This window comes from Novosphingobium sp. CECT 9465, from assembly GCF_920987055.1.
In the GTDB taxonomy this organism is placed as follows: domain Bacteria; phylum Pseudomonadota; class Alphaproteobacteria; order Sphingomonadales; family Sphingomonadaceae; genus Novosphingobium.
This window is the reverse complement of record NZ_CAKLBX010000001.1, coordinates 2,007,826-2,031,469: the sequence shown is the minus strand read 5'-3', so window position 1 is coordinate 2,031,469 and position 23,644 is coordinate 2,007,826. Positions and strand designations below refer to the sequence as shown.

Annotated in this window: 22 protein-coding genes and 1 tRNA gene; 8 read left to right on the top strand and 15 right to left on the bottom strand. The window is 61.6% G+C overall.

Annotation, left to right across the window (positions count from 1 at the left end; translation table 11 throughout):
• Positions 1 to 319: 319 nt before the first annotated feature.
• Positions 320 to 1,657 carry an SLC13 family permease gene (locus tag LUA85_RS09855; RefSeq protein ID WP_231469198.1) on the bottom strand — a complete coding sequence of 446 codons (1,338 nt, stop codon included), beginning with the start codon at positions 1,655 to 1,657 and terminating at the stop codon, positions 320 to 322.
• Between the two features lie 56 nt (positions 1,658 to 1,713).
• On the opposite strand from LUA85_RS09855, the gene LUA85_RS09850 reads away from it, so the two are divergent.
• Positions 1,714 to 2,574, top strand: coding sequence for a hypothetical protein (locus tag LUA85_RS09850; protein WP_231469197.1), 861 nt, complete (start codon positions 1,714 to 1,716; stop codon positions 2,572 to 2,574).
• 117 nt (positions 2,575 to 2,691) lie between these two features.
• Here LUA85_RS09850 and LUA85_RS09845 read toward each other — a convergent pair.
• Positions 2,692 to 2,768: transfer RNA gene (locus LUA85_RS09845), tRNA-Met, on the bottom strand.
• A 154-nt stretch (positions 2,769 to 2,922) separates the two neighbouring features.
• On the opposite strand from LUA85_RS09845, the gene LUA85_RS09840 reads away from it, so the two are divergent.
• From LUA85_RS09840 to LUA85_RS09830, 3 genes are all read left to right on the top strand, one after another.
• On the top strand, positions 2,923 to 3,345 hold the full coding sequence (locus LUA85_RS09840; protein WP_231469195.1) for a DUF2946 family protein: 423 nt from the start codon (positions 2,923 to 2,925) through the stop codon (positions 3,343 to 3,345).
• A gap of 87 nt (positions 3,346 to 3,432) precedes the next feature.
• Positions 3,433 to 5,760 (top strand): TonB-dependent receptor, encoded by a 2,328-nt coding sequence (locus LUA85_RS09835; protein WP_231469193.1) that lies wholly within the window; start codon positions 3,433 to 3,435, stop codon positions 5,758 to 5,760.
• Positions 5,757 to 7,130, top strand: a complete 1,374-nt coding sequence (locus LUA85_RS09830; protein WP_231469191.1) for a PepSY domain-containing protein — start codon at positions 5,757 to 5,759, stop codon at positions 7,128 to 7,130. The genes LUA85_RS09835 and LUA85_RS09830 overlap by 4 nt, the downstream gene beginning before the upstream one ends.
• A gap of 34 nt (positions 7,131 to 7,164) precedes the next feature.
• Here the strand turns inward: LUA85_RS09830 and LUA85_RS09825 are convergent, their stop codons facing one another.
• Complete coding sequence (locus tag LUA85_RS09825; RefSeq protein ID WP_231469189.1) at positions 7,165 to 7,848, bottom strand: response regulator transcription factor; 684 nt, start codon at positions 7,846 to 7,848, stop codon at positions 7,165 to 7,167.
• Complete coding sequence (locus LUA85_RS09820; protein ID WP_231469187.1) at positions 7,845 to 9,386, bottom strand: HAMP domain-containing sensor histidine kinase; 1,542 nt, start codon at positions 9,384 to 9,386, stop codon at positions 7,845 to 7,847. The genes LUA85_RS09825 and LUA85_RS09820 overlap by 4 nt, the downstream gene beginning before the upstream one ends.
• A gap of 312 nt (positions 9,387 to 9,698) precedes the next feature.
• On the opposite strand from LUA85_RS09820, the gene LUA85_RS09815 reads away from it, so the two are divergent.
• Positions 9,699 to 9,896, top strand: coding sequence for a hypothetical protein (locus LUA85_RS09815; RefSeq protein ID WP_231469184.1), 198 nt, complete (start codon positions 9,699 to 9,701; stop codon positions 9,894 to 9,896).
• On the opposite strand, the gene LUA85_RS09810 is transcribed toward LUA85_RS09815, so the two are convergent.
• From LUA85_RS09810 to LUA85_RS09795, 4 genes are read right to left on the bottom strand one after another with little or no spacing between them, the layout of a single operon-like run.
• Positions 9,893 to 11,017, bottom strand: a complete 1,125-nt coding sequence (locus LUA85_RS09810; protein ID WP_231471827.1) for an NAD(P)/FAD-dependent oxidoreductase — start codon at positions 11,015 to 11,017, stop codon at positions 9,893 to 9,895. The genes LUA85_RS09815 and LUA85_RS09810 overlap by 4 nt on opposite strands.
• Before the next feature lie 50 nt (positions 11,018 to 11,067).
• Positions 11,068 to 12,687: an NAD(P)/FAD-dependent oxidoreductase gene (locus LUA85_RS09805; protein WP_231469182.1), complete on the bottom strand. Its 1,620-nt coding sequence runs from the start codon at positions 12,685 to 12,687 to the stop codon at positions 11,068 to 11,070.
• 43 nt (positions 12,688 to 12,730) lie between these two features.
• Positions 12,731 to 13,297 carry a nitroreductase family protein gene (locus LUA85_RS09800; protein ID WP_231469181.1) on the bottom strand — a complete coding sequence of 189 codons (567 nt, stop codon included), beginning with the start codon at positions 13,295 to 13,297 and terminating at the stop codon, positions 12,731 to 12,733.
• A gap of 29 nt (positions 13,298 to 13,326) precedes the next feature.
• Positions 13,327 to 14,052 carry a pirin family protein gene (locus tag LUA85_RS09795; RefSeq protein ID WP_231469179.1) on the bottom strand — a complete coding sequence of 242 codons (726 nt, stop codon included), beginning with the start codon at positions 14,050 to 14,052 and terminating at the stop codon, positions 13,327 to 13,329.
• Positions 14,053 to 14,173: 121 nt separating this feature from the next.
• Here LUA85_RS09795 and LUA85_RS09790 point away from each other — a divergent pair, with 121 nt between their 5' ends.
• The gene (locus LUA85_RS09790; RefSeq protein ID WP_231469177.1) at positions 14,174 to 15,079 is read left to right on the top strand and encodes a LysR family transcriptional regulator; all 906 of its coding nucleotides are present in this window, start codon (positions 14,174 to 14,176) and stop codon (positions 15,077 to 15,079) included.
• Here the strand turns inward: LUA85_RS09790 and LUA85_RS09785 are convergent.
• The 6 genes from LUA85_RS09785 to LUA85_RS09760 form a co-directional block, all read right to left on the bottom strand.
• Complete coding sequence (locus LUA85_RS09785; RefSeq protein WP_231469175.1) at positions 15,048 to 15,512, bottom strand: MaoC family dehydratase; 465 nt, start codon at positions 15,510 to 15,512, stop codon at positions 15,048 to 15,050. The genes LUA85_RS09790 and LUA85_RS09785 overlap by 32 nt on opposite strands.
• A gap of 133 nt (positions 15,513 to 15,645) precedes the next feature.
• On the bottom strand, positions 15,646 to 17,508 hold the full coding sequence (locus tag LUA85_RS09780; RefSeq protein ID WP_231469173.1) for an acetyl/propionyl/methylcrotonyl-CoA carboxylase subunit alpha: 1,863 nt from the start codon (positions 17,506 to 17,508) through the stop codon (positions 15,646 to 15,648).
• Positions 17,505 to 18,122, bottom strand: a complete 618-nt coding sequence (locus LUA85_RS09775) for a hypothetical protein (protein WP_231469171.1) — start codon at positions 18,120 to 18,122, stop codon at positions 17,505 to 17,507. The genes LUA85_RS09780 and LUA85_RS09775 overlap by 4 nt, the downstream gene beginning before the upstream one ends.
• A 3-nt stretch (positions 18,123 to 18,125) precedes the next feature.
• Complete coding sequence (locus tag LUA85_RS09770) at positions 18,126 to 19,730, bottom strand: carboxyl transferase domain-containing protein (RefSeq protein WP_231469169.1); 1,605 nt, start codon at positions 19,728 to 19,730, stop codon at positions 18,126 to 18,128.
• Positions 19,727 to 19,978, bottom strand: coding sequence for a hypothetical protein (locus LUA85_RS09765; RefSeq protein ID WP_371823718.1), 252 nt, complete (start codon positions 19,976 to 19,978; stop codon positions 19,727 to 19,729). Before LUA85_RS09765 ends, LUA85_RS09770 begins: the two co-directional genes overlap by 4 nt.
• A 5-nt stretch (positions 19,979 to 19,983) precedes the next feature.
• Positions 19,984 to 21,147 (bottom strand): acyl-CoA dehydrogenase family protein, encoded by a 1,164-nt coding sequence (locus LUA85_RS09760; protein ID WP_305799988.1) that lies wholly within the window; start codon positions 21,145 to 21,147, stop codon positions 19,984 to 19,986.
• Positions 21,148 to 21,243: 96 nt separating this feature from the next.
• Between LUA85_RS09760 and LUA85_RS09755 the strand changes: the two genes are divergently transcribed.
• Positions 21,244 to 22,107 carry a LysR family transcriptional regulator gene (locus tag LUA85_RS09755; protein WP_231469168.1) on the top strand — a complete coding sequence of 288 codons (864 nt, stop codon included), beginning with the start codon at positions 21,244 to 21,246 and terminating at the stop codon, positions 22,105 to 22,107.
• On the opposite strand, the gene LUA85_RS09750 is transcribed toward LUA85_RS09755, so the two are convergent.
• Positions 22,108 to 22,689 carry a murein L,D-transpeptidase catalytic domain family protein gene (locus tag LUA85_RS09750; protein ID WP_231469167.1) on the bottom strand — a complete coding sequence of 194 codons (582 nt, stop codon included), beginning with the start codon at positions 22,687 to 22,689 and terminating at the stop codon, positions 22,108 to 22,110.
• Between the two features lie 281 nt (positions 22,690 to 22,970).
• Here LUA85_RS09750 and LUA85_RS09745 point away from each other — a divergent pair, with 281 nt between their 5' ends.
• The gene (locus LUA85_RS09745) at positions 22,971 to 23,624 is read left to right on the top strand and encodes a TetR/AcrR family transcriptional regulator (protein ID WP_231469165.1); all 654 of its coding nucleotides are present in this window, start codon (positions 22,971 to 22,973) and stop codon (positions 23,622 to 23,624) included.
• The last annotated feature ends 20 nt before the right edge of the window (positions 23,625 to 23,644 follow it).

Sequence of the window (23,644 nt, the reverse complement as noted above, 5' to 3'; positions counted from 1 at the left end):
AAAGACGGTAGCGATACGTCAGGCGATTATATCGTTTGCAAATGCAAACTCTGACCTCGTCGTTGCGAGCCTCGCGCAGCGAGGTGAAGCAATCCAGAGCGACGTGTAATGACACTGGATTGCTTCGTCGGCTTCGCCTCCTCGCAACGACGAAGGAATGTTTGCAAACGATATAATCGCCATACGTTAAGGGCGAACGCTGCATCAACTCCCTGACATGCTATCCAGCAGCGTCGTTGGATGACCGCGGTAAAAAAGACGCCGGCCATAACTTTGTCAGGCGGTAATCACCATTTCCGGGACGCGGCAAGCCGCACGTTCAGAAGGGGAACAACTGGTGGATGGTCAGCACCGCGACGGCCCACGTCAGAAGGTTGAGCGGCAGCCCCAGCTTGACAAAGTCGGTGTAACGATATCCGCCCATTTGATAGACCAGCACGTTGGTCTGATAGCCGAATGGCGTTGCGAAAGCAGCACTGGCAGCCATCATGATTGTTACCAGGAAGGGGCGGGGGCTGACCCCAAGACTTTCTGCCAGTGCCACGGCCACAGGCGTCAGCAGCACAGCCACCGTTGCATTCGACAGAAGCTCGGTGAGCAGCAGCGTGGCCCCGTATAGCATGATCATCGCGGACAGCGGTCCCACTCCGTTGACGGAGGAGATCATCCACTGTGTCGCTTCGGCGGCAAGCCCGGTCTGTTCCATCGCGATGCCGATCACCACCATCCCTGCGATCAGCAGCAGTATTTCGGGTCTCAGCCCGCCATAAGCCTGATCGGGCGAGATCACCCGCAACACGATCAACAGCACCGCACCGGCGAAGGCCGCCGCGGCGATCGGCACTAGGTCTATCGCCGCAACCGCAATGACGGTGATGAATACGGCGATCGAGATCACGGCCATGGCCGGACGGAACGGATGAACCTGGGCAAAGACCCGTGTATCTTCGAGCGAGTCCCCGGTCAGATCAACGTGGCTTACAGGACGGCGCGCCACATCGGGCGCATCCACGGTATCGTCGCTTCGCGATCCACTGGCTCCTGCGCCGCTTGCGACAAGGCGGCCGGTGAAAAGCATGAGATAGATGCCACCTGCAATTGCCATGGCAAGGCCTACGGGTGTGATCTCGAATATGCCGAACGGCGCCTGCCCGGATGAGCGGGCCATGTCGTCTACCAGGAGGTTTGTCGAACTGCCGATGAGTGTGCACGATCCGCCGAGAACCGCGACATAGGACAGCGGCATCAGGAATCGTCGTGGATCGAGGCCAATGGATTTGGCAACGTCGCGTACAACCGGAGCGGCCACGACCACGATGGGCGTGTTGTTGAGAAACGCCGATCCCAGGCCGGACATGGCGATGATGCCCCACAATCCTGCGGCGCCGGTGCGACGACAGAGCAGCACTGCCTGATCGATGGCTTTGTCGAGCAGGCCCGACAGTTCGAGCGCATGAGCAATCACGAACAGTGAGGCCAGGGTGAGGATCGCAGGGCTTGCGAACGCCCCTTGCACTTCGCTTGGCCTGACGGCACCCGTTACGAGCAGGATCGCGGCACCGCTCAAGGCGACCACATCGGCGCGCAGCCGGTCGGCAATCAGCGCCCCCACCACACCGATGAGCACTGCCAGGGTTATGATCTGTTCAAACGTCATTCTTCAAAGGCTTACAGGTGGATGACGCCCTCGACAATCGGTGCTAGGTTTTCTGTATGAAACAGGCACATGGATTGCGCGGCACCTTGCATCAACAATGCGTTGGCGCCCTGGCAGTGCTTCTGCTTCTGGCGGGATGCAAGGAACAGCGTGAGCAAGTTCCGCCCGAAGGGAGCGCTTCGCCCATCGCACCGGCAGCTCCGCCAGAACCGATGGGGGCTGTCACTCCGTTATCGGCGCTGGACCGGGCCGACCTGATTGCCGCGGCTGCGGCCGCCGCCGACGAAGTTGCCGCAGGCAAACCCTTGCCTGAGTCAAACCTTGAGCTTGTCAACCGTACCTTTGAATTGCGGCTGCCATTTGCATGCCCAGGGGCAAATCTCGGCAGATGGGGCAACTGGAAGCTGGAAGCCGGGTCAAACGTGCTGCGCATCAGCTTTGCACGGCAGGTATGGACTGCCGATCCGCTGTTTGATGCACTGGCCGCTGCAACATCCCATGATGCTGCCGAAGGCTTCTGGATGGAACGTCCGTGGACGCGGTCCGAAGATTGTCCGAAGCAGGCAGAGCAGTCGAACTTGGCCGCCACAACGCCCGCAGGCAGTGCGATGGACACCAATCCGGGAGCGCGCTTCGCTCTCGTACAATTTTTCTCGCCCGATTCACCGCGCACGCTGAGACGTGGCAACCGTCCATACACCCACACCGAAAGATTGTCGGCTGATGGCGGAATCCCGCCACACAGCTTTAGGGTGAAGCTGGTCGGACGGATTTCGGGATTTGCCGACGGTCAGCCAATCCACTGTGTCGTCAGCCAACCCTCGCATCCGCCAACTTGTGCTGCTTCGGTAGAATTCAGCAAGGTCGTGCTCGAAGATGCGCTGAGCGGCGAAAGTCTCGCCGAATGGGATGCATGAACGCACTGGCAACAACCAGCCAATCGCACATCGAATGCGATATGGCAGACGCCAAGGAGGCATTCAGGACTTCAGCAGGCTTTTGTTGAAGGGTGCGGACCGTGCTGGAAACGGTCGTGGTAGCGGAGGAGGGACTCGAACCCCCGACACGCGGATTATGATTCCGCTGCTCTAACCAGCTGAGCTACTCCGCCACACTGTGCAGATGGGTTAATCTCTGCAAGACAGGGCGCGCTCCTAACCGCGCCTGCCGGTGGGGTCAACCGGGTAAGCAGGGAATTTTTGCATGATCGGGCATCGTACGTGGCGGGGCAATATCGGGCGGTGACAAGCTAGTCTCAAACGGCTATGCGGCCGGCCGTCATGGGGGCAATGCGGCACTTCCTGCTGATCCGGCACCGAATCACCTTTGCGGTGATCGCGATGGCGCTCGCCATGAAGGCGCTCGTGCCCGCCGGCTTCATGATCGAAACACGCGATCATGTCCTGACTATCGCGATCTGCGCCGATGCCAGCAGCGGTCATGTGGTTGCGAAGCAGATCGTGATTCCCGGAAAGTCGGCAGGGGGCCAGTCGGCAGCGGGCAAATCGGGTGAAGCGTGTCCGTTCTCGGCGCTTTCGATGGTTGGCGCATCGGGGGTCGATCCTGCGCTTCTCGTCGCTGCGCTCGCTTTCATTCTCCTGCAGGGATTCCTGCCGCTTGTTGCCCCTCGCGTCACGTCGGCGCGGCGCATCCGGCCGCCATTGCGCGCGCCTCCGGTCCTTATCTGACAGCCGAACACCGGCTTGCCATGAGCCACAGCTGAAAGAAATCGCCAGCGCCTGCGCGCGCGGCGACAATACCGGATACGCTATTCCATGAAGACCTCGTTTTTTGCGCTGGCCACAGCGCTCACTTTTGCCGCGCCTGCTTTTGCCGAAGAAACAGACGCGCCTGCCACTGACAGCGGTGCACCCGCCTCGATCCTTGTCGTAGGGCAGCGCGAAGCCCCGATCGAGATCGAACCGCGTGGGCTTGCTGTCAGCCTGGGGCAGGAGCAGTTCGCCGCGATCAACGCGTTCAACACCGAAGACCTGATGAAGTATGCGCCCAACTTCTTCGTGCGCAAACGCTACTCCGGTGACAGCAACGGCGTTCCCGGCTTTCGCGGCACCCATTCCACGCAAAGCGCGCGTACGCTGGTCATGGTCGATGGTTTTGCGGTATCGAACTTCCTTGGCAACAGCTTCGGTTTCGCGCCGAAGTGGGGCATTGTCGGCCCCGGTGAAGTCGAGCAGTTCGATATCGTCTATGGCCCGTACAGTTCGCGCTATGTCGGCAATTCGATGGGTGGCATCATCAACATTACCACGCGCGATCCCAAGGAAACCGAAGGTTTCGCCACGGTGCAGGGCATGGTTCAGCCCTATGACCAGTTCTCCACGCAGAACGATTATTGGGGCGGTTCGGCAGAGGCGGGTATCGGGTTGAAGCAGAAGGACGGCCCGTGGTCGGTCCGGCTGACCGGGCGATTCTTCCGCAACACCGGCCACCCGATGACCTTCCTCGGATTAACTCCGGTCACCGGCACTGGCGGCACCGAAGTTACCGGCGCGGTGGTCGATCCCGAACACGTCCGCGCTACGGCTGCGGGCACCGGCATTCCGGGCGCTCCGGGCAATGCCTCAAACCCCTATTTCGCCGCACAGTCGCCCGCGAAGATCACGCAGCAGCAGGCCAAGCTCAAGGTTGGCTATGACAATGGCGACCTTACCGGCCAGTTCCTGTTCGCATTCTGGCACAATGAAGACAGCCAGACCGCGCCCGATTGCTATCTTCGCGATGCGGCGGGCAATGTGGTTTGCGAAGGCCGGGTGCGGATCGGCGCGCAAAGTTACACCGCATCGGGCGCGAACTTCTCCAGGACGCTGCGCGATGAATTCCTCACCGGACTGAAACTCGCGGCCCCGCTTGCCGAAAACACTACCGCCCGTCTCGCCGTCTCAACCTATCAGGTGCTGCGTTCCGATGGGTTCACCTCCAACGGCTATGTCACCGGGCAGAACAATGGTGCGGGCACGCTGGCGGAGCAGGGGCCAACCGGCTGGTGGACTGGCGATCTGACGATCGAAAACAAGACCGACAGGCGCGAACTGGCTATTGGCTTCACCGCCAATGCCTATCGCACCGACCAGACGCGCTATACGCTGGCCAACTGGACCAGCGTGACGGGCAAGGCCTTCACCACGCAGACATTCGGCAAGACCCGGCAGCTTTCGGCATGGGCCGAAGGTCGCATGTTCCTTGATGCGCTGACAGTCACCGCAGGCGTACGCTATGACAACTGGCGGGCCTACGACGGTGGCCTCACGCGGCTGGGCACCGGCGCGCTGGTCGGCCAGCAGGTATCCAACCGCTATGCTGCGCGCACCGATGACTCGGTCGATCCCAGCCTGTCGTTCGAGTACCGGTTGGCGGACAATACATCGCTCCAACTCAGCCTTGCCATGGCGACGCGCTATCCCACCGTGGGTGAACTGTTCCAGGGCAGCCTCAACGGCGATGGTACGTTCAACGTCAACAGCTTCGATCCGAACTTGAAGCCGGAAAAGAGCAAGGACGCCAATTTCCTGATCGGGCACGATTTCGGCTGGCTGAAGCTGACCGGGTCGGCGTTCTACCAGCGCGTACGCAACACCATCTTCTCGTTCACCGGTTTCAACCAGAACGGCATCACCACCAGCAATTTCAAGAACATAGACCTCACGCGCCAGTACGGCTTCGAACTGATCGCCGAAACCCGCGATTGGCCGGTCGAGGGCATGGACATCGATCTCAATGGGGCATGGATCGATTCAAAAACGCTGAGCAATCCGTCGAACACGCTGGCTGAAGGCGTACAGTTCCCGCGCATCCCGCGTTGGCGGATCAACGGCAACCTGCGCTATGCGCTGACCCAAACCGTGCAAGCATCGATCGGTATGCGTTATGCCAGCCGCCCTAACACCGATCTGTTCGGGTTGCAACGCGGCGATACTTTCGGCTTTACCTCCGAACTGTTTGCACTGGATGCAAAGGTGAACTGGAACGTGACCGATCAATTCCGCGTCTCTGCCGGCGTCGATAACATCACCAACGATCGCGCCTGGGTGTTCCATCCCTATCCGCAGCGCACGTTCCTGGTAGAAGCCGGGTGGAAGCTGTGACCGCCAATCGGGCCGCCCGCTATCGCACGATCTGGCGCTGGCACTTCTATGCCGCGCTGTTCGTGATGCCGATGATCGTGATCCTATCGATCACTGGTGCGATCTACCTGTTCAAGCCGCAGGTAGAGGCATGGGAGGAGCGGTCGTTTGCCGCTCTGCCCATTACCGGCGGGGTATCGCCTGATGCGCAAGTCGAAGCGGCACTGGGGAAATTCCCCGGTGCCAGCTTCCATTCCTATCGCCTGCCGCGCACCGAAGGCGATGCTGCGATGATTCATGTCGGCCTGCCCGAAGGCAAGGGCATGCGCGATGTCTTTGTATCGCCGCAGGGCGATGTCGTTGGTGTGCTCGATCCCGAATGGCGGATCATGCAGGTGGTTCACGATATTCACGGCCAGTTGCTGCTCGGCCCGCGCGGCAGCTGGATCGTCGAACTTGCGGCGAGCTGGGCCATCGTGATGATCCTCAGCGGCCTTTATCTGTGGTGGCCAAGGGGCAGGGCGGCAGCAGGTGTGCTCTGGCCGCGCCTCCATCTTGGCTCGCGCGCGGCATGGCGCGATGCCCACGCGGTAACGGGCTTCTGGGTTTCCGGCCTCGCGCTGGTCCTGCTGGTCAGCGGCCTGCCCTGGGCAGATGTCTGGGGCAGTGCGTTCAAGGCCGTCCGTGCAGAGATGGGCTGGCAAAAGGGAGCGCAGGACTGGACGATCGGCGGCAAGGCGCCGGTCGAAGACGAACATGCCGAACACGATCATGCCGCGATGGCGGATGCCGGGGGGCATGCCGGGCATGATAGCGCCGCTCATGCTGGCCACGGCCCGGCAGGCGTTTTCCTGAGCGAGGTCGTAGCAAAGGCAAAGGGCGAGGACCTCGCGTTCCCGGTGGTCGTAACACCTCCGGGCGCTCCGGGACGGTTCGGCAAGAAGGCCGTGCCCGCGTGGACCGTCCGTTCCGATGCGCAGAACCGTCCCTTGCGCGTTACCATCACCTACGATGCGCGCACGGCCCGCGAAACATCTCGTGAGACCTTCGCGGACAAGCATCCGATAGACCAGGTCGTCGGTTATGGCGTCGCCTGGCACGAAGGCCAACTGTTCGGGCTGGCGAACCAACTGATCGGGGTGCTTACCGCGGTGATGCTGGTGGGGATGAGCGTGACCGGCTTCGTCATGTGGCGGCGGCGCAAGCCTCAGGAAAAGCTGGGCGCTCCGCCGGTCATGCGATCGGGTGAAGCGGGGAAGGGCGTATGGGTCGTGCTGGTCCTGCTCGCGGCGGTCCTGCCGCTGCTCGCGCTGTCGCTGGTCGCCGTTCTGGTGTTTGAAGGGCTGGTTATCCAGCGCTTGCCAGGATTGCGCAAGTGGCTTGGAATGTGATGCAGAACGGGCGCGCGATATGTCGCGCGCCCTGTCACGCGATGAGGCGATAGCCGAAGCCGCGCAAATTCTCGACCACCGGTGGCCCCAGCGCGTGCAGCTTGCGACGCAGGCGGCTGAGGTACACTTCGACGATATTGGTCAGCGGATCATCATCGATACCCCATACCGAATGCAGGATTTCGGTTCGGGAAATCACCTTGCCCGGTGATTCCATCAGCAGGCGCAGCACGCCCATTTCCTTGACCGTCAATTGCACCGGCACACCGCCTCGACTCAGCGTCATCGTGCGCGGATCGAAATGCAGGTCGCCCACGGACATGCTGCCATCGGGCTGGAGCGAACTGCCCGCCGGGCGATCGATCCGCCGTCGTACCGCGTCCATCCGCGCCAGCAATTCCTCGAACGCGAACGGCTTGGGCAGGTAATCGTCCGCGCCGCCTTTCAGGCCACGGATGCGGTCGGCCACTTCATCGCGCGCCGTCACCATGATGATCGGCGTGGTCAGTCCGGCCTCACGCAGCTTTGCGCAAACCTCGAATCCGCTCATGTCTGGCAGGTTGACGTCCAGCAGGATGAAATCGAACGCCAGCGATGTCGCCAGTTCAAGGCCGGTTGCGCCGTCCGTCGCCAGCGTGACCTTGCATTGTTCCTGCGTCAGGCCGCGATGCAGCGCGCCGGCCAGTTCGACCTCGTCCTCGATAATCAGCAGTTTCATGGCAGGGTCTCCTCAACCCGTCCTATCCCGGCGACCAGCGGGAGACGGATCGATACCGTGGTGCCTTCATGCAGCTTGCTTTCCAGCCGGATCGTTCCGCCAAGCGCCTCGGTGATCGAACGCGCGATCGAAAGGCCCAATCCCTGGCCCTTGCCAACGCGTCGGCTCCCTCTGCGGAACCGCTGGAAAAGGTGCGGAATGTCTTCAGGCGCAATGCCATCACCCTTGTCGGCAATGATCACCAGCGCAGTGCCTTCATCATCGTGGATCGATATTTCAACATGAGGGGCCAATGTCGAATAGCACACCGCATTGTCCACCACGATCCTTATGACCTGTTGCAACCTTTGCCGGTCTCCTTCGATCATCAGCGCTTCGGGCGCTTCCACAATGGCGATCGTGCCCTCGTCGGCTTCGATCACCCGCTGGAAATCGTCAATCGAACAGCGCACTGCGGCAACCACGTCCAGCGGCGCAATCGTGGTCTGAAGCATCGGCTCTTCGGCCCGCGCTACGTGCAGCATGTCGTCGATCATTTCGGTCATCAATGCCGAAAGGCGGACCACGCGGTCCAGTCCGGCCCGCAAGTCATCCGTGTCCGAATCCTGCTTGCGCAGTGTAATCTCGGCCTCGCTGCGCATGATGGACAGTGGTGTACGCAATTCGTGGCTCGCATCGGCAAGGAACTGCTGGCGCAACCGGTTCGCGCGTTCCAGTGAACGGTTGGTCGCTGCCAGTTCGGTTGTTCGCCGTGAAACCGCGCGTTCCAGTTCCTCGTTGGTTTGCTGCATTGTCCGCGATGCTTCTTCAACGCGGGCCGCCATGGTGTTGAAACTTTCGGCGATGGTCTGAAATTCGGTCGTGCCGACAACCGGCACCCGCTCGCTGTAGCGGCCTTCGGCCATGGCCCGTGTGCCCACCCACAGGTTGCCCAGAGGCCTGATGACCTGGCGCTGGCCCCACAATACGCCAAGCAGGCCCACCACGCCGGCAATCGCCAGCGTCATGGCCAGCGTGTCGGTCACGCTCTCGAAACTTTCCATCGACGCTCGCCGGAACGAGCGTGTTTCCAGCTCTTCCGCTTTCATTGCCGCGAAAACGAGGTCTTCCCACGCCGTGTCCGGCGTTCCCCGCAACACCTTTTCCAGGCTTGCGCCTACTGTCTTCAGTTGTTCGCGCTGGCGCATTTCGCCGACAATGCTTTCGGCACGCTTTGAACGCTGCAACGATGCTTCGCCGATGAGGCGGATTTCTGCATCGAGATAGCGTTCCACATTGGCCACATGCGCTCGCACACCGTCGATGTTTCTGTCTATGTCCTGCGCGAACCCGGCGGGATCGGCCAGCCGTTCCTGTTGAAGCGAATAGCCCAACACGGCGAGGCGCTGATAGGAACTCAGGGTCTGGCCCGATGCTTCTGCACGGGCATATTGAGCGTTTGCCACCTTGAAGGCATGGCCCGCGATAATGCCCGGAACGGCCACGATCAGCAGGATGAAGCCCAGCGCCAGCCACAACTTGATGCGAAGTGCAGTCATCGCGCCGCCGCCATGGAACGGAGGCGAACCGGCAAGAGACCCAGGTAGCAGATTGTTACCGGTGCACCTGTGGCAACGGTCGGGCCGTGACGCGAAGCTGGCATTTTCGTAATGTTCCCCCTGCCTGAACCTAGCCCCGATAACGCATAAATTTCAATGGAAGGCATGTTTTCTGCTGCGATGTTCCCTGCCAAGGCAAACACATCGCATTAAAATTGCCTAAACCAGAGGTTGAAAAACTGAAATGCGGCGATGGCGCGCGTCCGGCCTGTGCCGGATGACAAGCGCGTCTGGAACTGCCAATACGCAGCCATGCGCACTACTCACGAAGATTCCTCCGTCCGGCTGTATTATCTGGGCGACGGCCCGGATGGCGGATCGGCGGAAACGCTGTGCTATGGCCCGCTGTGGCAGGCGCTGCAAATGGCCGCCGCGCAGCCAGAAGAGGTGCAGGCAGGCTTGTTCATTGCCACCGACAACGATGTTGTCGCCTACCTCGATCTGCTCTAGAGCGCTTCGCCGGCCGCGCGTCCGCTCGCCCAGGCCCACTGGAAGTTGTAGCCGCCCAGCCACCCGGTTACGTCCACCGCCTCACCAATCGCGAAAAGTCCTGGCACTTTGGCCGCTTCCATTGTCTTTTGCGAAAGCGCCCGCGTGGAAATCCCACCCGCCATCACTTCGGCCTTGGCATAGCCTTCGGTCCCGTTCGGTTCGAACGCCCAGCGCGCCAGCCGCTCTTGCGCCATGCGCAACCCGGCGTCACGGGCATTGCCCAATTCGCCGTCCAGCGCCAACCGTTCGCTCAGCGCCTCGGCCAGCCGTTCGGGCAAGCGTCGCGCCAGCGTTGAGCGCAAGGTGGCCTTGGGCCGCAAACGCTTTTCCTCCAGCAGCCAGCCGTCAGCCGCATCGGGCAGAAAATCCACCTGAATGGCGGTGCGGTGCTGCCAGTACGATGAAACCTGCAACATTGCGGGGCCTGAAAGCCCGCGATGGGTAAAAAGCGCCGCTTCGCGAAACGCCACTTTGCCCGCCCGCGCGATCACGTCTGCGGAAACCCCCGAAAGCGAACGGAACAGCGCCTCGTCTTCGCCAAGCGTGAACGGCACAAGGGCAGGGCGCGTCTGCACCACCGGCAGACCGAACTTGCGCGCCAGATCCAGCGAAAACCCGGTCGCACCCATCTTCGGGATCGACAAGCCCCCGGTCGCCAGCACAAGCGAGGGTGTGCGATGCTCCACGCCGTCCACCGTCACCCGGTACACCCCATCGGTCAGGTCCACCGCCGAAACCGGCTTTCCGAATGCAAAGGTCACCCCGCCTTCGCGGCACTCCCACATCAGCATGTCGACTATCGCGCGCGCCGATCCATCGCAGAACAATTGCCCCAGCGTCTTTTCGTGCCATGCAATGCCGTGCCGCCCCACCAGCGCGATGAACTCCGCAGGCGTGTACCGCGCCAGCGCGGACCGTGCGAAGTGCGCGTTCTCCGAGATGTAGCGGTCAGCCGCCGTATGCATGTTCGTGAAGTTGCACCGCCCGCCGCCGGAAATCAGGATTTTCTTGCCCGGCTCGTCGGCATGATCCACCAGCAGCACCCGCCGCCCGCGCTGCCCCGCCGTCAGCGCGGCCATCAGCCCCGCTGCGCCCGCGCCCAGCACGATGGCGTCGAATTTCGATCCGCTCACTTGAGCAACTGCACAGCCAGCGCCTCGGCCACCTTGATCCCGTCCACCGCCGCCGACAGGATTCCGCCCGCATAGCCCGCACCTTCGCCAGCAGGATAAAGCCCTGCCGTGTTGAGGCTCTGGCAATCAGCCCCGCGCCTGATCTTCACCGGCGAAGAGGTGCGCGTTTCCACCCCGGTCATCACCACATCGGGATGATCGTACCCCGGCACCATCCGTCCGAAAACGGGCAAGGCCTCGCGCAGGCACTCGATTACATAATCGGGCAGGCACTTTTTCAACTCGGTCAGGTGAACGCCCGGCTGATAGCTCGGCGTCACCGCGCCAAATTCGGTCGAGGGCCGGTCTGCCAGAAAATCGCCCAGTTTCTGGCCCGGCGCGTTGTAATTGCTGCCACCCGCCGCAAACGCCAGACTTTCCCAGTGCCGCTGGAACGCCATGCCCGCCATCGGCCCGCCGGGATAATCGCGGGCAGGGTCGATATCGACGACCAGCCCTGAATTGGCGTTGAACTCCGCGCGCGAATACTGGCTCATGCCGTTGGTCACCACCCGGCCTTCCTCGCTCGTGGCCGCCACCACGCGCCCGCCGGGGCACATGCAGAACGAATAGACCGTCCGCCCGTTCTTGCACTTGTGCGCGATCGAATAGGCCGCCGGTCCCAGAATCCTGTTGCCCGCGCTTGGCCCATAACGGGCCGTGTCGATCCAGCCCTGCGGATGTTCGATGCGCACACCGATGGCAAAGGGCTTGGCCTCGATATGCACACCGCGATCAAACAGCATCTGGAACGTATCGCGCGCCGAATGGCCAACCGCCATGATGACATGCCGCGCGGGCAGAAACGTGCCGTCCGACAAGTGCAGCCCTGCCATCCGCCGCGTACCATCGACGGACGTCTCGATCTCGAAATCCTCTACCCGTGTGCTGAAGCGATATTCCCCGCCCAGTTTTTCGATCGTCTCGCGGATCGACATCACCATCGTCACCAGCCGGAACGTGCCGATATGGGGATGGGCCTCTGTCAGGATGTCATCAGGCGCGCCCGCTTTCACGAACTCGACCAGCACCTTGCGCCCCAGATGGCGCGGGTCCTTGATCCGGCTATACAGCTTGCCATCGGAAAACGTGCCCGCCCCGCCTTCGCCAAACTGCACGTTCGATTCCGGTTGCAACACCGATTTGCGCCACAGCCCCCAGGTGTCCTTGGTCCGCTCGCGCACCGCCTTGCCGCGCTCGATGATGATCGGCTTCAGGCCCATCTGCGCCAGGATGAGCGCTGCCAGCAGTCCGCATGGTCCCGCGCCGATCACCACCGGGCGCTCGCCGCTCCAGCCTTCGGGTGCCATCACCGGGAATTTGTAAGACGTATCGGGCGTCGCCCGCACGTTCCGGTCATCGGCAAACCGCGCCAGCACTTCGGCCTCGTTCGCCACCACGCAATCGACCACGTAGGTCAGCAGGATGGCGTGCTTCTTGCGCGCATCGTTGCCGCGCCGGAATATCTGGAAGCGCTGAAGCGCCGCAGGCTCGATGTCCAGACGCGCACAGATTGCCGCCGAAAGGTCTTCGGTGGCGTGATTCAGCGGCAGTTTCAGTTCATTGATGCGAAGCATGGCGCCGCCCTAGCGAAAACGCGCGGGCGGCGCCACTTGTCACTTATGCCTTGAACGGTCCCGCAAAGGCGATCTCGCTCACCGGCTTGCGTCCGCTTGGTGCTTCGCGTTCGCGCAAGGCATCGGACAACTGCGCCGGATCGCCCTTGCGCCCGATAACGAATGCCATTTCCACGCGGAAGCCTTCGGGCAGGTTCAGGATTTCGGCGGCCTTGTCAAATTCCACGCCGGTCATGCCATGGGTGTGATATCCCATCGACAGGGCCTGCAAGGCGGCATTTGCCCAGGCAGCGCCGGTATCGAAGCTGTGGCTGTGATTGGGGGAACCCCGCATGGATTCGTCCGACACGGCATATACCAGCACCGCAGCTTCCTTGGCCCAGGCCTGGTTGAAGGGGATCAGCGCGGAAACGAACGTATCGAAGTTGGCATCGCCGTGATGGGCATAGGCAAAGCGCCAAGGCTGATAGTTGGATGCGCTGGCGGCAAGGCCTGCCGCCTCGAAGATGATATCGAGGTCATGCTGCGGCACGGCCGAACCATCGAATGCGCGTGGGCTCCAGCGGGCTACGATCAGCGGCAGGACTTCGGGAGAAGCGGTACGGGTCATGGGATACTCCTTGGGATGAAACGGGTTTGTCAGGCAGCGTCGACAAGGACAAGTTCGGAATCCTCAAGTGCCGTCACGACGATCTCGGTCAGCCCGGTCATCGCCACGCCATCGCGAGCCTTGGCTTCCACATCGCCAATCCGCACCCGGCCTTTTGCCGGAACCAGATAGGCGTGGCGATCTGTGGACAACGCATAGCGGATCGTTTCGCCGGCCTTGATGGTTGCGCCGAGTACGCGGGCATTGGCGTTGATCGCCAGCACGTCTGTGTCGCCTGCAATCCCGGAAGCAAGCGGTACGAACTGGCCCTCCCGGCTGTCCTTGGGGAAGGGGCGCGCACCCCAGCTTGGCGCATGGCCACGCCTGTCCGGCACGATCCAGATCTGGAACAGGCGGGTTTCCTCGTTCTCCAGATTGTATTCCGAATGCTGGATGCCGGTGCCCGCAGACATCACCTGAACGTCGCCCGCTTCGGTGCGACCCATATTGCCCAGGCTGTCCTTGTGGCTGATCGCGCCCTTGGTCACATAAGTCACGATTTCCATGTCGCGATGGCCATGCGGGGGAAAGCCGGTGTTCGCCGCGATCCGGTCATCGTTCCACACCCGCAGCGCGCCCCAGTTGTCGCGCGCCGGATCGCGATATTCCGCAAACGAGAAGTGGTGATGCGCGTCCAGCCAGCCGTGATTGGCCGCACCAAGGGAGGCAAAGGGGCGCAGTTCGATGTGGGCTTTTGCAGCAACAGTCTGGGTCATGGCGATTTCTCCAATCCGGGCGCTTTCGACGCCCTGTTGCACCCCAGATAGGCATTGCGCTTCAATCGGAATATCCCGATAAAATCCACCGCAATGTTCGAATAAGTTGAAAGGTGAGTAAGTGGACGTCGGCCAACCAACTCTCGACCAGTTGAGGCTGTTCCTCGCCGTGGTCGATGAAGGCAGCTTCAACGCGGCCGCCCGCAAGCTTGGTCGCGCCATTTCGGTTGTCAGTTACGGTATCACCACGCTCGAAGCGCAGTTGGGCGTTGCCCTGTTCGAACGCGAAGGTTCGCGCAAGCCCGTCCTCACTGATGCCGGCAAGGCAATGCTGGCGCAGGCTCGCGCCGTGGCCGATGATGTCGATGCCCTGATGGCGGGCGTACTCAACTTCAATCAGGGTCTCGAAGCCGAACTCGGTCTCGCGGTCGATGTCATGTTCCCGACCAGCCTGATGGCCGAAATCCTGCGCGAATTTCAGCATGCGTTTCCCACTGTCCTTCTGCGCCTCCATGTCGAGGCGCTGGGCGCCATCGCCGCGCTGGTGGTCGATCGCGCGGCCGATCTCGGCATCGGCGGGCCGGAGCTTGTGGCCGTTTCGGAACTCGAACGTATTGTCATCGGCGAAGTTCGCATGATCCCCGTTGCCGCGCCCGGCCACCCGCTCGCGCTGATGGAAACTGTCCCGCCCGGCGAAGTGCGCAAGCACCGCCAGCTTGTCCTGACAGACCGCTCCCGCCTCACCGAAGGCAAGGATTTCTCGGTGTTCTCCGCCAACACCTGGCGTTTGGGTGATCTCGGCGCGCGCCATGCCCTGATGCGTGAAGGCATCGGCTGGGGCAGCATGCCCGAACATGCGGTTCAGGCCGATATCGCCGCGGGCCGCCTTGTCCGCCTCTCCCTGCCCGAAGCGCCGGGCATGGCCTACACCTTCAACGCGCTGTGGCGGCGCGATTGCCCCACCGGCCCGGCGCGCCAATGGCTGCTCGATGCGTTCAAGGCGCGGTTGCAGCAGTGCCCTTCCTGACCAACGCCGATCGCAAACACCGGCACACCACTTCGCCACGCTGGTTGATCAGTTCGTGCCGGAACGTCACGATCCCCGCATCGGGCCGCGATCTGCTGGCGCGCAGTTCCACCACCTCGCTCGTCGCGCGCATGGTATCGCCGATGAACACGGGCGCGGGCATCACCAGCTTGTCATAGCCAAGGTTCGCCACCAGCGTCCCCAGCGTGGTGTCCCCCACCGAAAGCCCCACCATCAGCGCAAACGTGAAAGTGCCGTTGACCAGAATCTGCCCGAACTCGCTCGCCTTGGCCGCTTCGACATCGATATGCAGCGGCTGCGGATTGTGCGTCATGACCGAAAACAGCAGGTTGTCGGTCTCGGTCACCGTTCGCCGGATCTCATGCGCGATGGTATCGCCCACCTGCCACTGATCGAAGAAACGCCCTGCCATAAAATCCTCTCCTGCAAGGGGAGGGGGACCGCCGCGCAGCGGTGGTGGAGGGGGCTATCCCCACCCACGAACCGCTTGGGGAGCGCCCCTTCCACCATGCGTTGCATGGTCCCCCTCCCCGGAACGGGGAGGATCAATCCGCCTTGGTGATGCGCACCAACAGCGCTTCAACCTGCACCTGCGCGCCCGCAACCGCATTCAACTCGGCCACCACACCATCGAACGGCGCGATCAAGGCATGCTCCATCTTCATCGCCTCAAGCACCAGCAACTTCTGCCCCTTGGCCACAGACTGCCCCGCCGCAACATCGACGGAAATGACCTTGCCCGGCATGGGCGAGAGGATGGCGCCGTCCGATGCGGAGAGGAGACCGAAACCATCAACGCGCCATTTCGACAGGCAGGACGTTCTGCCTTCGCTAGTGACGAACACACTGCCATCATGGTGCTTTATCCGATCGATGGATGGAAATGGCAGTGGAATTTCCACTGGCTCATTGTCATGCAAAAACCACCCTCTCTGTTTCGGAGGAGCGTTGAGACGGAAGCCGCGCAGTTCCTTGTCAGGCAAGCTTGGCGTGATCGCTTCAGCCCACCAAGAAAGAGTGTCTCTAGGGGGAGTAGGCGGCGAACAGAGTTCGTCCACATTCCGTTCAATCACACCAGTATCGACCTGACCGAAAGCAAAATTGGCAAAGTCTGCGAGTTTGTAAAGGAACGCCGCGTTGGTCTTGACTGGCCAAACGCCCAGTTCGTCTAATGCCGCGCGAAGACGCTCTCTCGCTTCATTTCGTGTTTGACCGTGTGTGACGAGTTTAGCGATCATCGGGTCATAGAAAGTTGAAATCTCGTCGCCTTGCCTAACCCCGGTTTCGATGCGCAGCCAATCCGGCTCATAACCGAAATTCAGCAATTCCAGCCGCCCCACACTCGGCAAAAATCCCTTCGCCGGGTCCTCCGCATAAAGCCGCGCTTCCATCGCCCAGCCGTTGATGCTCAGTTCATCCTGCCGCTTCGGCAATGCCTCGCCCGATGCCACGCGCAATTGCCATTCCACCAGATCGACCCCGGTGATCTGCTCCGTCACCGGATGCTCCACCTGCAGGCGGGTATTCATTTCCATGAACCAGATCCGGTCGGCGCGCAGGCCTTCCGAGCCATCCGCGATGAATTCGATGGTGCCTGCGCCCTCATAGTCCACCGCCTTGGCCGCGCGCACCGCCGCGCTGCACACCGCCTCGCGCGTGGCCGCGTCCATGCCGGGGGCAGGGGCCTCCTCGATCACCTTCTGGTGCCGCCGCTGCAGCGAACAGTCGCGCTCGAACAGGTGGACGACGTTGCCGTAGGCATCGCCGAACACCTGCACCTCGATGTGCCGGGGCGAGAGGATGTACTTCTCGATCAGCACACGGGTCTCGCCGAACGAGGACGCCGCCTCACGACGGCATGACGCCAAGCTTTCCGCAAAATCGGCAGAGCTTTCCACCCGCCGCATACCCTTGCCGCCGCCACCTGCCACGGCCTTGATCAGCACCGGATAGCCAATCGCATCGGCCTCCGCCTGCAAGCGCTCCGGCGATTGATCCTCGCCCAGATAGCCCGGCGTCACCGGCACACCCGCCGCAATCATCCGCGCCTTGGCCGCATCCTTCAGACCCATCGCGGTGATCGAGGCAGGCTTCGGCCCCACCCACACCAGCCCCGCATCGATCACGGCCTGCGCAAATTCGGCGTTCTCCGAAAGAAACCCATACCCCGGATGGATCGCCTCAGCGCCCGTGGCGAGCGCCGCCGCAATGATCCTGCCGCCGCAAAGATAACTCTCCCGCGCAGGCGAGGGGCCAATATGCACGGCCTTATCGGCAGAGCGCACATGCAGCGCATTGCGATCAGTGTCGGAATAAACCGCAACGGTGCGGATACCCATGGCCCGCGCCGTGCGGATCACGCGGCAGGCGATCTCTCCACGATTGGCGATGAGGAGGGATTCGATCATTTTCGGCAGGCCTCCACTAGACCTTTCCAGTTCAGCTCGTGGTTCGAAGTGTTGTTTTCCATTCCGGGCTTGGTCAGCAATCGTGGGCTTTCCATCCAGGATGTGATGCGTCGAACCGGAACTTCATTCCAAGTCAGATTGAACGCCCAATAGCTTTTGAAGAATTCCATTTCGCTGTAAGGCAGATGATCGTGAATCCACCACGCAAGGCGCTTCCAGTCGGCTGGCTGTTGAAAGCGATCCCAAAATGATGGGACGACAATGCAGGCGGTTGCCCCCACATGACCATTGTTGTCCAGACTATCCCAGATGTGACCAGCAGCATTCGCCTCATTCGATGCGCAGCCAAGCCCCTTCTCGTTGCCGAAGCCATTCACTTCCGCTGATCGGTAAGCCGACCGGATTGCGATGCGACCGAAACTGTCTTGCAACGGCTCAAGCAGGTTCTCACAAAGTGCTTTGCCGGCTTTTATTGCCAGATCCAAGTCATCAGGAAAGTTGCAGAAGCCGTGTGCAGCTGCGATGTCAGAGAAAAGGAAGTCTCGTAGAAAGAACGACTTGGACAGACGTTCTCGCCCCCACTTCTCAAGAGTTGAAACTGATACTTTAGCCATTGCTCACATCCGAAACACCCCAAACCGGGGCGCCTCCGCAATCGGCGCTTCAAGGCAAACCTCCAGCGCCAACCCCAGCACATCGCGCGTCTGCACCGGATCAATCACCCCATCATCCCACAGCCGCGCCGTGGCGTAATAGGGATTGCCCTCGTCCTCATACTTCTGCCGGACGGGAGCCTTGAACGCCTCGGCCTCCTCCGGCGTCCACTTGTCGGCATCACGATGCACCGTCGCCAGCACACTCGCTGCCTGCTCCCCGCCCATCACGCTGATCCTCGCATTGGGCCAGGTGAACAGGAAGCGCGGGGAATAGGCGCGCCCGCACATGCCATAATTGCCCGCGCCGAAGCTGCCACCGATCAGCACGGTGATCCTGGGTACTTGCGCCGTCGCCACCGCCGTCACCAGCTTTGCGCCATGTTTGGCAATGCCTTCGGCTTCATACTTGCCACCAACCATGAAGCCTGAAATGTTCTGCAGGAACAGCAGCGGGATTCGACGCTGGCAGGCCAGTTCAATGAAGTGTGCCCCCTTCTGCGCGCCTTCGGAAAACAGTACGCCAGTGTTGGCCAGAATCGCCACCGGCTTGCCCCAGATATGCGCAAAGCCGCAGACCAGCGTGGTGCCATAGAGCGCCTTGAACTCGTGAAACTCGCTCCCGTCCACGATCCGCGCAATCACCTCGCGCACATCGTAAGGCGCGCGCACGTCATCGGGGATGATGGAGTAGAGATCGTCCGCTGGATAAAGCGGTTCCCGCACTGCTGTTAGACCGTGCGCCCCCGCCTTCGCGGGGGTGCCAAGATGACTCACAATATCCCGCACGATGGTCAGCGCATGTTCGTCATTGTCGGCCAGATGATCCACCACGCCGCTCTTGCGCGCATGCAGATCGCCCCCGCCCAGCGCCTCGGCGGTAATTTCCTCGCCCGTTGCAGCCTTTACCAGCGGCGGCCCGGCCAGAAAGATCGTGCCCTGGTCCTTCACGATCACGGATTCGTCTGACATCGCGGGCACATAAGCACCACCGGCGGTGCACGATCCCATCACGCTGGCAATCTGCGGAATGCCAAGGGCACTCATGTTCGCCTGATTGTAGAAGAACCGCCCGAAGTGATCGCGGTCCGGGAACACTTCGGCCTGATTGGGCAGGTTGGCCCCGCCGCTGTCCACCAGATAGATGCAGGGCAGGCGATTTTCCTGAGCGATTTCCTGCGCACGCAAGTGCTTCTTCACAGTCATCGGGAAGTATGTGCCGCCCTTGACCGTCGCATCGTTGGCAAAGATCATGCACTGCCTGCCCGAAACGCGGCCGATCCCCGCGATGATCCCCGCGCCCGGCACTTCATCGTCATACATGCCGTTCGCGGCAAGCTGGCCCACTTCCAGAAACGGCGATCCCGGATCAAGCAGCCGCTCCACCCGATCACGCGGCAGCAGCTTGCCCCGCGCCACATGGCGTTCCCGGCTGCGCGCATCGCCACCGAGCGTCGCCTGCGCCACCCGCGCCCGCAATTCCTGCGCCAAAGCCCGATTGTGCTTCGCCCGCGCCTGCGCCTCCGGGCTGGACGGGTCGAGACTGCTCGTCAGAACCGGCGCGCTCATTGCGGTGCCTTCTTGCGGATAAGGTAGCGGTAAACGCCGATGCAGTTGATCAGCAGCAGAACAATGTTCTGCGCCCCGATCCCGGCGGAATCCTTGTTGAGAAATCCCCATGCGATCAGTGCAATAGATGAACTGACGAAGATCACGAACGCCCATCCGGTCGCCCTGCGGCCAAGGTCGAGCGATACCATCGCCGCGGCCACCACACCCGCAATGGCACCGTACCATTGCAGCACCGTCAACATCATATCCATCAGCTTGCCCCGATCAGTTCGCGCCCGATCAACATGCGGCGTATCTCGTTCGTTCCCGCACCGATATCCAGCAGCTTGGCATCACGCAGATAGCGTTCCACGGGCCAGTCCTTCGTGTAACCGGCACCACCCAGCGCCTGCACCGCTTCGCCCGAAACGCGAAAGGCATTCTCGCTTGCCAGCAGGATCGCGCCTGCCGCGTCGAACCGCGTAGTCTGCCCGGCATCGCATGCTTTGGCCACCGCATAGACATAGGCCCGCGCTGCTTGCAGGCTCACGTACATGTCGGCAATCTTGGCCTGCATCAGCTGAAACGCGCCGATCGGCTTGCCGAACTGCCTGCGCTCGCGAACATAGGGGATGACCGTGTCGAGACAGGCCTGCATGATCCCGATCTGCATGCCTGCCAGCACGACGCGCTCGTAATCCAGCCCGCTCATCAGCACACCGACGCCGCCGTTCAACGGTCCCATCACGTTCTCATCTGGGACAAGGCAATCGTCGAACACCAGTTCGCAGGTAGGAGACCCGCGAAGCCCCATCTTGTCGATCTTCTGGCCGATGGAAAAACCCGCCATGTTCTTTTCGATCAGGAACGCGGTGATGCCCTTGCTGCCTGCATCGGCCACGGTGCGGGCATAGACCACCAGCGTATCGGCATAAGTGCCATTGGTGATCCAGAACTTGGTGCCGTTCAGCCGGAACCCGCCGACCACCGGCTCGGCCCGCAGCTTCATCGAAACCACGTCCGATCCAGCGCCCGCTTCAGACATCGCCAGCGATCCCACATGCTCGCCGGAGATCAGCTTGGGCAAGTACTTTGCCTTCTGTTCGGCATTGCCCCATCGGCGGATCTGGTTGACGCACAAGTTGGAATGCGCCCCGTAAGACAAGCCGACCGATCCGCTCGCACGGCTGACTTCCTCCACTGCAATCACATGATCGAGGTAACCCAGCCCAAGCCCGCCGAATTCCTCTTCCACGGTAATCCCGTGCAGGCCCAGTGCGCCCATCGGCTCCCACAATTCGCGCGGAAAACGGTCGTTGCGGTCAATTTCGGCGGCCAGCGGTGCGATCTGCTCATCGGCAAAGCGGCCCGCCGCCTCGCGGATCATCATGGCGCTTTCGGTCAGGCCGAAGTCGAAATCGGGCGTGGCGCGCATCGGAGCATCCTCTCAACTCTTGTCGGAGTGAATTCTATCATTTCCAAATCAGCGCACAAAATTGATTTATCGCACACTCTGCGATAGATTTTACCTATGATGAAACGTGTCCACCTCCGGCAATTTCTCGCGCTTGTCGAAACGGGAAACTTCACGCGTGCAGCCGAGCGTATAGGCGTGGCCCAACCAACCCTTTCCGCTGCAATTGCCGAGCTTGAACGCCTGGCCGGAGCGCGTCTTTTCCTGCGAGACAAGCGGCAGGTGCGGCTGACTGAGGCGGGCGCGCGCCTGGTGACGCATGCCCGCGCAATCGAACGCGAATTTCGCGCCGCTGAATTGGTCCTTGCCGGCGTGACAGCGCCGCTGGTTCCCCTGCGCATCGGCATCATCCCATCGATTGCCACGGCCATGCTTTCTGGCGTGGTTCGTCGTTGGAAAGGGCCGCAACCGCTCGTACTGGTAGAAGGCAGTGACGCCGAACTGCGACGCAAGTTGGGGGAAGGGCAGGTCGACGCGGCGCTGACCCTCCTGCGGCCCGAAGACGCAAGCCGTCCATCGCTGATGCTGCTGGAAGAGCAATACCGTCTGTTCCTGCCCGAACGTCATGCCTTTGCGGGTGCGGTCATGGTCGACGTGCGTGATGTGGCGGCCGAAACCATGATCGCGCGGCGTTCGTGCGAGATTCTGGGCGAGACCAGCCGCTGGTTCACCCAGCGTGGCGTCCGACCGTCATTCTTCCTGCGTTCGTCGAACGATGATCGTTGCATGGAGATGGTCGCCGCGGGCATGGGCGTAACCACGGCACCGCAATCACTGGCGCGCACCGGGATCGTTGCCGTACCGTTGGTCGATTATGATTTCCGACGGACACTGGGGGTGATCGCCGCGCGCGAAAGGCCCGATCTTGTTGGCCCCGACCACCCCCTGATCGCTGCATGTGCAGGGCTGGGCGAGGTGTGATTACTTCGCGGCGAACAGCAGCCGGCCTTCGCCCAATCGCTCAAGAATGCCGCCAATATCACTGTTCGAAAAGGCAAAACAACCCTGGCTCCGGCCGATCCGCCCCTGCGTCCTGGCCATGTCAGGATCGACATAGGCCGCGGCATGGATCACGATTCCCCGCTCCATCGCAGCGCTGTTGCGGTCTTCAAGTCCGATCAGCCGACGTGAACGCCCATGCTTACCGCTATAGCCAGCCCCGGTCAGGAAAGCGCCGGGACTTGAGGCATTTGAACCCATCTGGTTGGAAAATCTCTGCACCCAACCGCTGTTCGCAGGATCCGATCCGCTGCCGTGGGATACCAGATGCGAAGAGATGACCTTGCCGCCCTCAATGTCGATCAGGTGGAACCGCGCCTCGCGCGATGCTTGCGCGAAATCGACGAAGCCCACCAGATCGCGATGCCGGATATGCCCGCCATGTGCATCGAGCGCAGCCACTGCGCGCCGCACCATCAAGGGAAGCGTCGGCATTGCGAAAGGCGTCGGTTCGATGTCCACAGGCGGCGTCACCGCCAGCGCGGGCTGGCCCGAAACCGCCATGCTTCCGAAAGTTGCAGCAAGGGCACCTAAAAATTGGCGCCGGTCAGGAACCATTACGCGAAACCCTGATTATATTTCGTTCATGCTTAAAATGTGAGTGGTGGTCGGCATGCGCAAGGCCGACGCTCCGCCCTTGCGACGAACTGTGCATAACCCGCCACCTGTCGAACCTTTCGAATGGCGGCGGTTGCAATCGCGCAATCCTGGGCAAGTTTCACCATGAGTCAAAATCGGCCAATGCGGTTCTGGACGCCCGGCGACCGTCTCGATAGGCCGGAAGAATGCCCACGGAAACACCGCGCAAACGAAATGTGGACGGCGAACGCCGTGCCGAGATCGGTAGACAACGTCGCGCACGCACTCGCGCCCGGATTCTGGCGGTCATGTTTGAAATCTACGGTCGTGAAAACGGGCTTTACTGCCGGGTGGAAGAGGTTTGCGAGGGTGCGGGAATAACCCGTAAGACGTTTTACAATCATTTTGCCGGCATGGAAGACTTGCGCGAGGCACTGACATGGGAAGTCAGTCACGATTTCCTGATGGCCGTTATCGCTTCGATCAATACCATGCCGAACGCCGCGCAGCGCGCCGCATCCGCCATCCGCTATTATATCGAGCGCGGGCGTACAGACCCGCGCTGGGCGTGGTCGATCGTCAACCTTTCCGCTGGCGGAGTTGTGTTCGGGGCTGAAACTTTCGCGCAGTCGATGCGCACGGTCGAGGAAGGCATCGACGACGGTGAATTTTCCGTCTCCAGCCACCTCATCGGCCGCGATATCCTGATGGGCACCACGCTTTCAGCGTTGTTCACCCAGTTGCGGCAAGACACACCCGACGATTACCCAGCCCAGGTTGCAGCTGCGGTGCTCAAGGGCTTGGGATGCTCTGCTCTTGTTGCTGAGCGCTTTGCCACGGCGCCGTTACCGCCTCTTTGATGGTTGATTTCTGACAGCCG

Excerpts from the sequence above, each read along its gene's own strand:
- LUA85_RS09855 (WP_231469198.1), bottom strand. The coding sequence starts at position 1,657 with ATGACGTTTGAACAGATCATAACCCTGGCAGTGCTCATCGGTGTGGTG.
- LUA85_RS09850 (WP_231469197.1), top strand. The coding sequence starts at position 1,714 with ATGAAACAGGCACATGGATTGCGCGGCACCTTGCATCAACAATGCGTT.
- LUA85_RS09840 (WP_231469195.1), top strand. The coding sequence starts at position 2,923 with ATGCGGCCGGCCGTCATGGGGGCAATGCGGCACTTCCTGCTGATCCGG.
- LUA85_RS09835 (WP_231469193.1), top strand. The coding sequence starts at position 3,433 with ATGAAGACCTCGTTTTTTGCGCTGGCCACAGCGCTCACTTTTGCCGCG.
- LUA85_RS09825 (WP_231469189.1), bottom strand. The coding sequence starts at position 7,848 with ATGAAACTGCTGATTATCGAGGACGAGGTCGAACTGGCCGGCGCGCTG.
- LUA85_RS09820 (WP_231469187.1), bottom strand. The coding sequence starts at position 9,386 with ATGACTGCACTTCGCATCAAGTTGTGGCTGGCGCTGGGCTTCATCCTG.
- LUA85_RS09815 (WP_231469184.1), top strand. The coding sequence starts at position 9,699 with ATGCGCACTACTCACGAAGATTCCTCCGTCCGGCTGTATTATCTGGGC.
- LUA85_RS09810 (WP_231471827.1), bottom strand. The coding sequence starts at position 11,017 with ATGGCCGCGCTGACGGCGGGGCAGCGCGGGCGGCGGGTGCTGCTGGTG.
- LUA85_RS09805 (WP_231469182.1), bottom strand. The coding sequence starts at position 12,687 with ATGCTTCGCATCAATGAACTGAAACTGCCGCTGAATCACGCCACCGAA.
- LUA85_RS09800 (WP_231469181.1), bottom strand. The coding sequence starts at position 13,297 with ATGACCCGTACCGCTTCTCCCGAAGTCCTGCCGCTGATCGTAGCCCGC.
- LUA85_RS09795 (WP_231469179.1), bottom strand. The coding sequence starts at position 14,052 with ATGACCCAGACTGTTGCTGCAAAAGCCCACATCGAACTGCGCCCCTTT.
- LUA85_RS09785 (WP_231469175.1), bottom strand. The coding sequence starts at position 15,512 with ATGGCAGGGCGTTTCTTCGATCAGTGGCAGGTGGGCGATACCATCGCG.
- LUA85_RS09780 (WP_231469173.1), bottom strand. The coding sequence starts at position 17,508 with ATGATCGAATCCCTCCTCATCGCCAATCGTGGAGAGATCGCCTGCCGC.
- LUA85_RS09775 (WP_231469171.1), bottom strand. The coding sequence starts at position 18,122 with ATGGCTAAAGTATCAGTTTCAACTCTTGAGAAGTGGGGGCGAGAACGT.
- LUA85_RS09770 (WP_231469169.1), bottom strand. The coding sequence starts at position 19,730 with ATGAGCGCGCCGGTTCTGACGAGCAGTCTCGACCCGTCCAGCCCGGAG.
- LUA85_RS09765 (WP_371823718.1), bottom strand. The coding sequence starts at position 19,978 with ATGATGTTGACGGTGCTGCAATGGTACGGTGCCATTGCGGGTGTGGTG.
- LUA85_RS09760 (WP_305799988.1), bottom strand. The coding sequence starts at position 21,147 with ATGCGCGCCACGCCCGATTTCGACTTCGGCCTGACCGAAAGCGCCATG.
- LUA85_RS09755 (WP_231469168.1), top strand. The coding sequence starts at position 21,244 with ATGATGAAACGTGTCCACCTCCGGCAATTTCTCGCGCTTGTCGAAACG.
- LUA85_RS09750 (WP_231469167.1), bottom strand. The coding sequence starts at position 22,689 with ATGGCGGTTTCGGGCCAGCCCGCGCTGGCGGTGACGCCGCCTGTGGAC.
- LUA85_RS09745 (WP_231469165.1), top strand. The coding sequence starts at position 22,971 with ATGCCCACGGAAACACCGCGCAAACGAAATGTGGACGGCGAACGCCGT.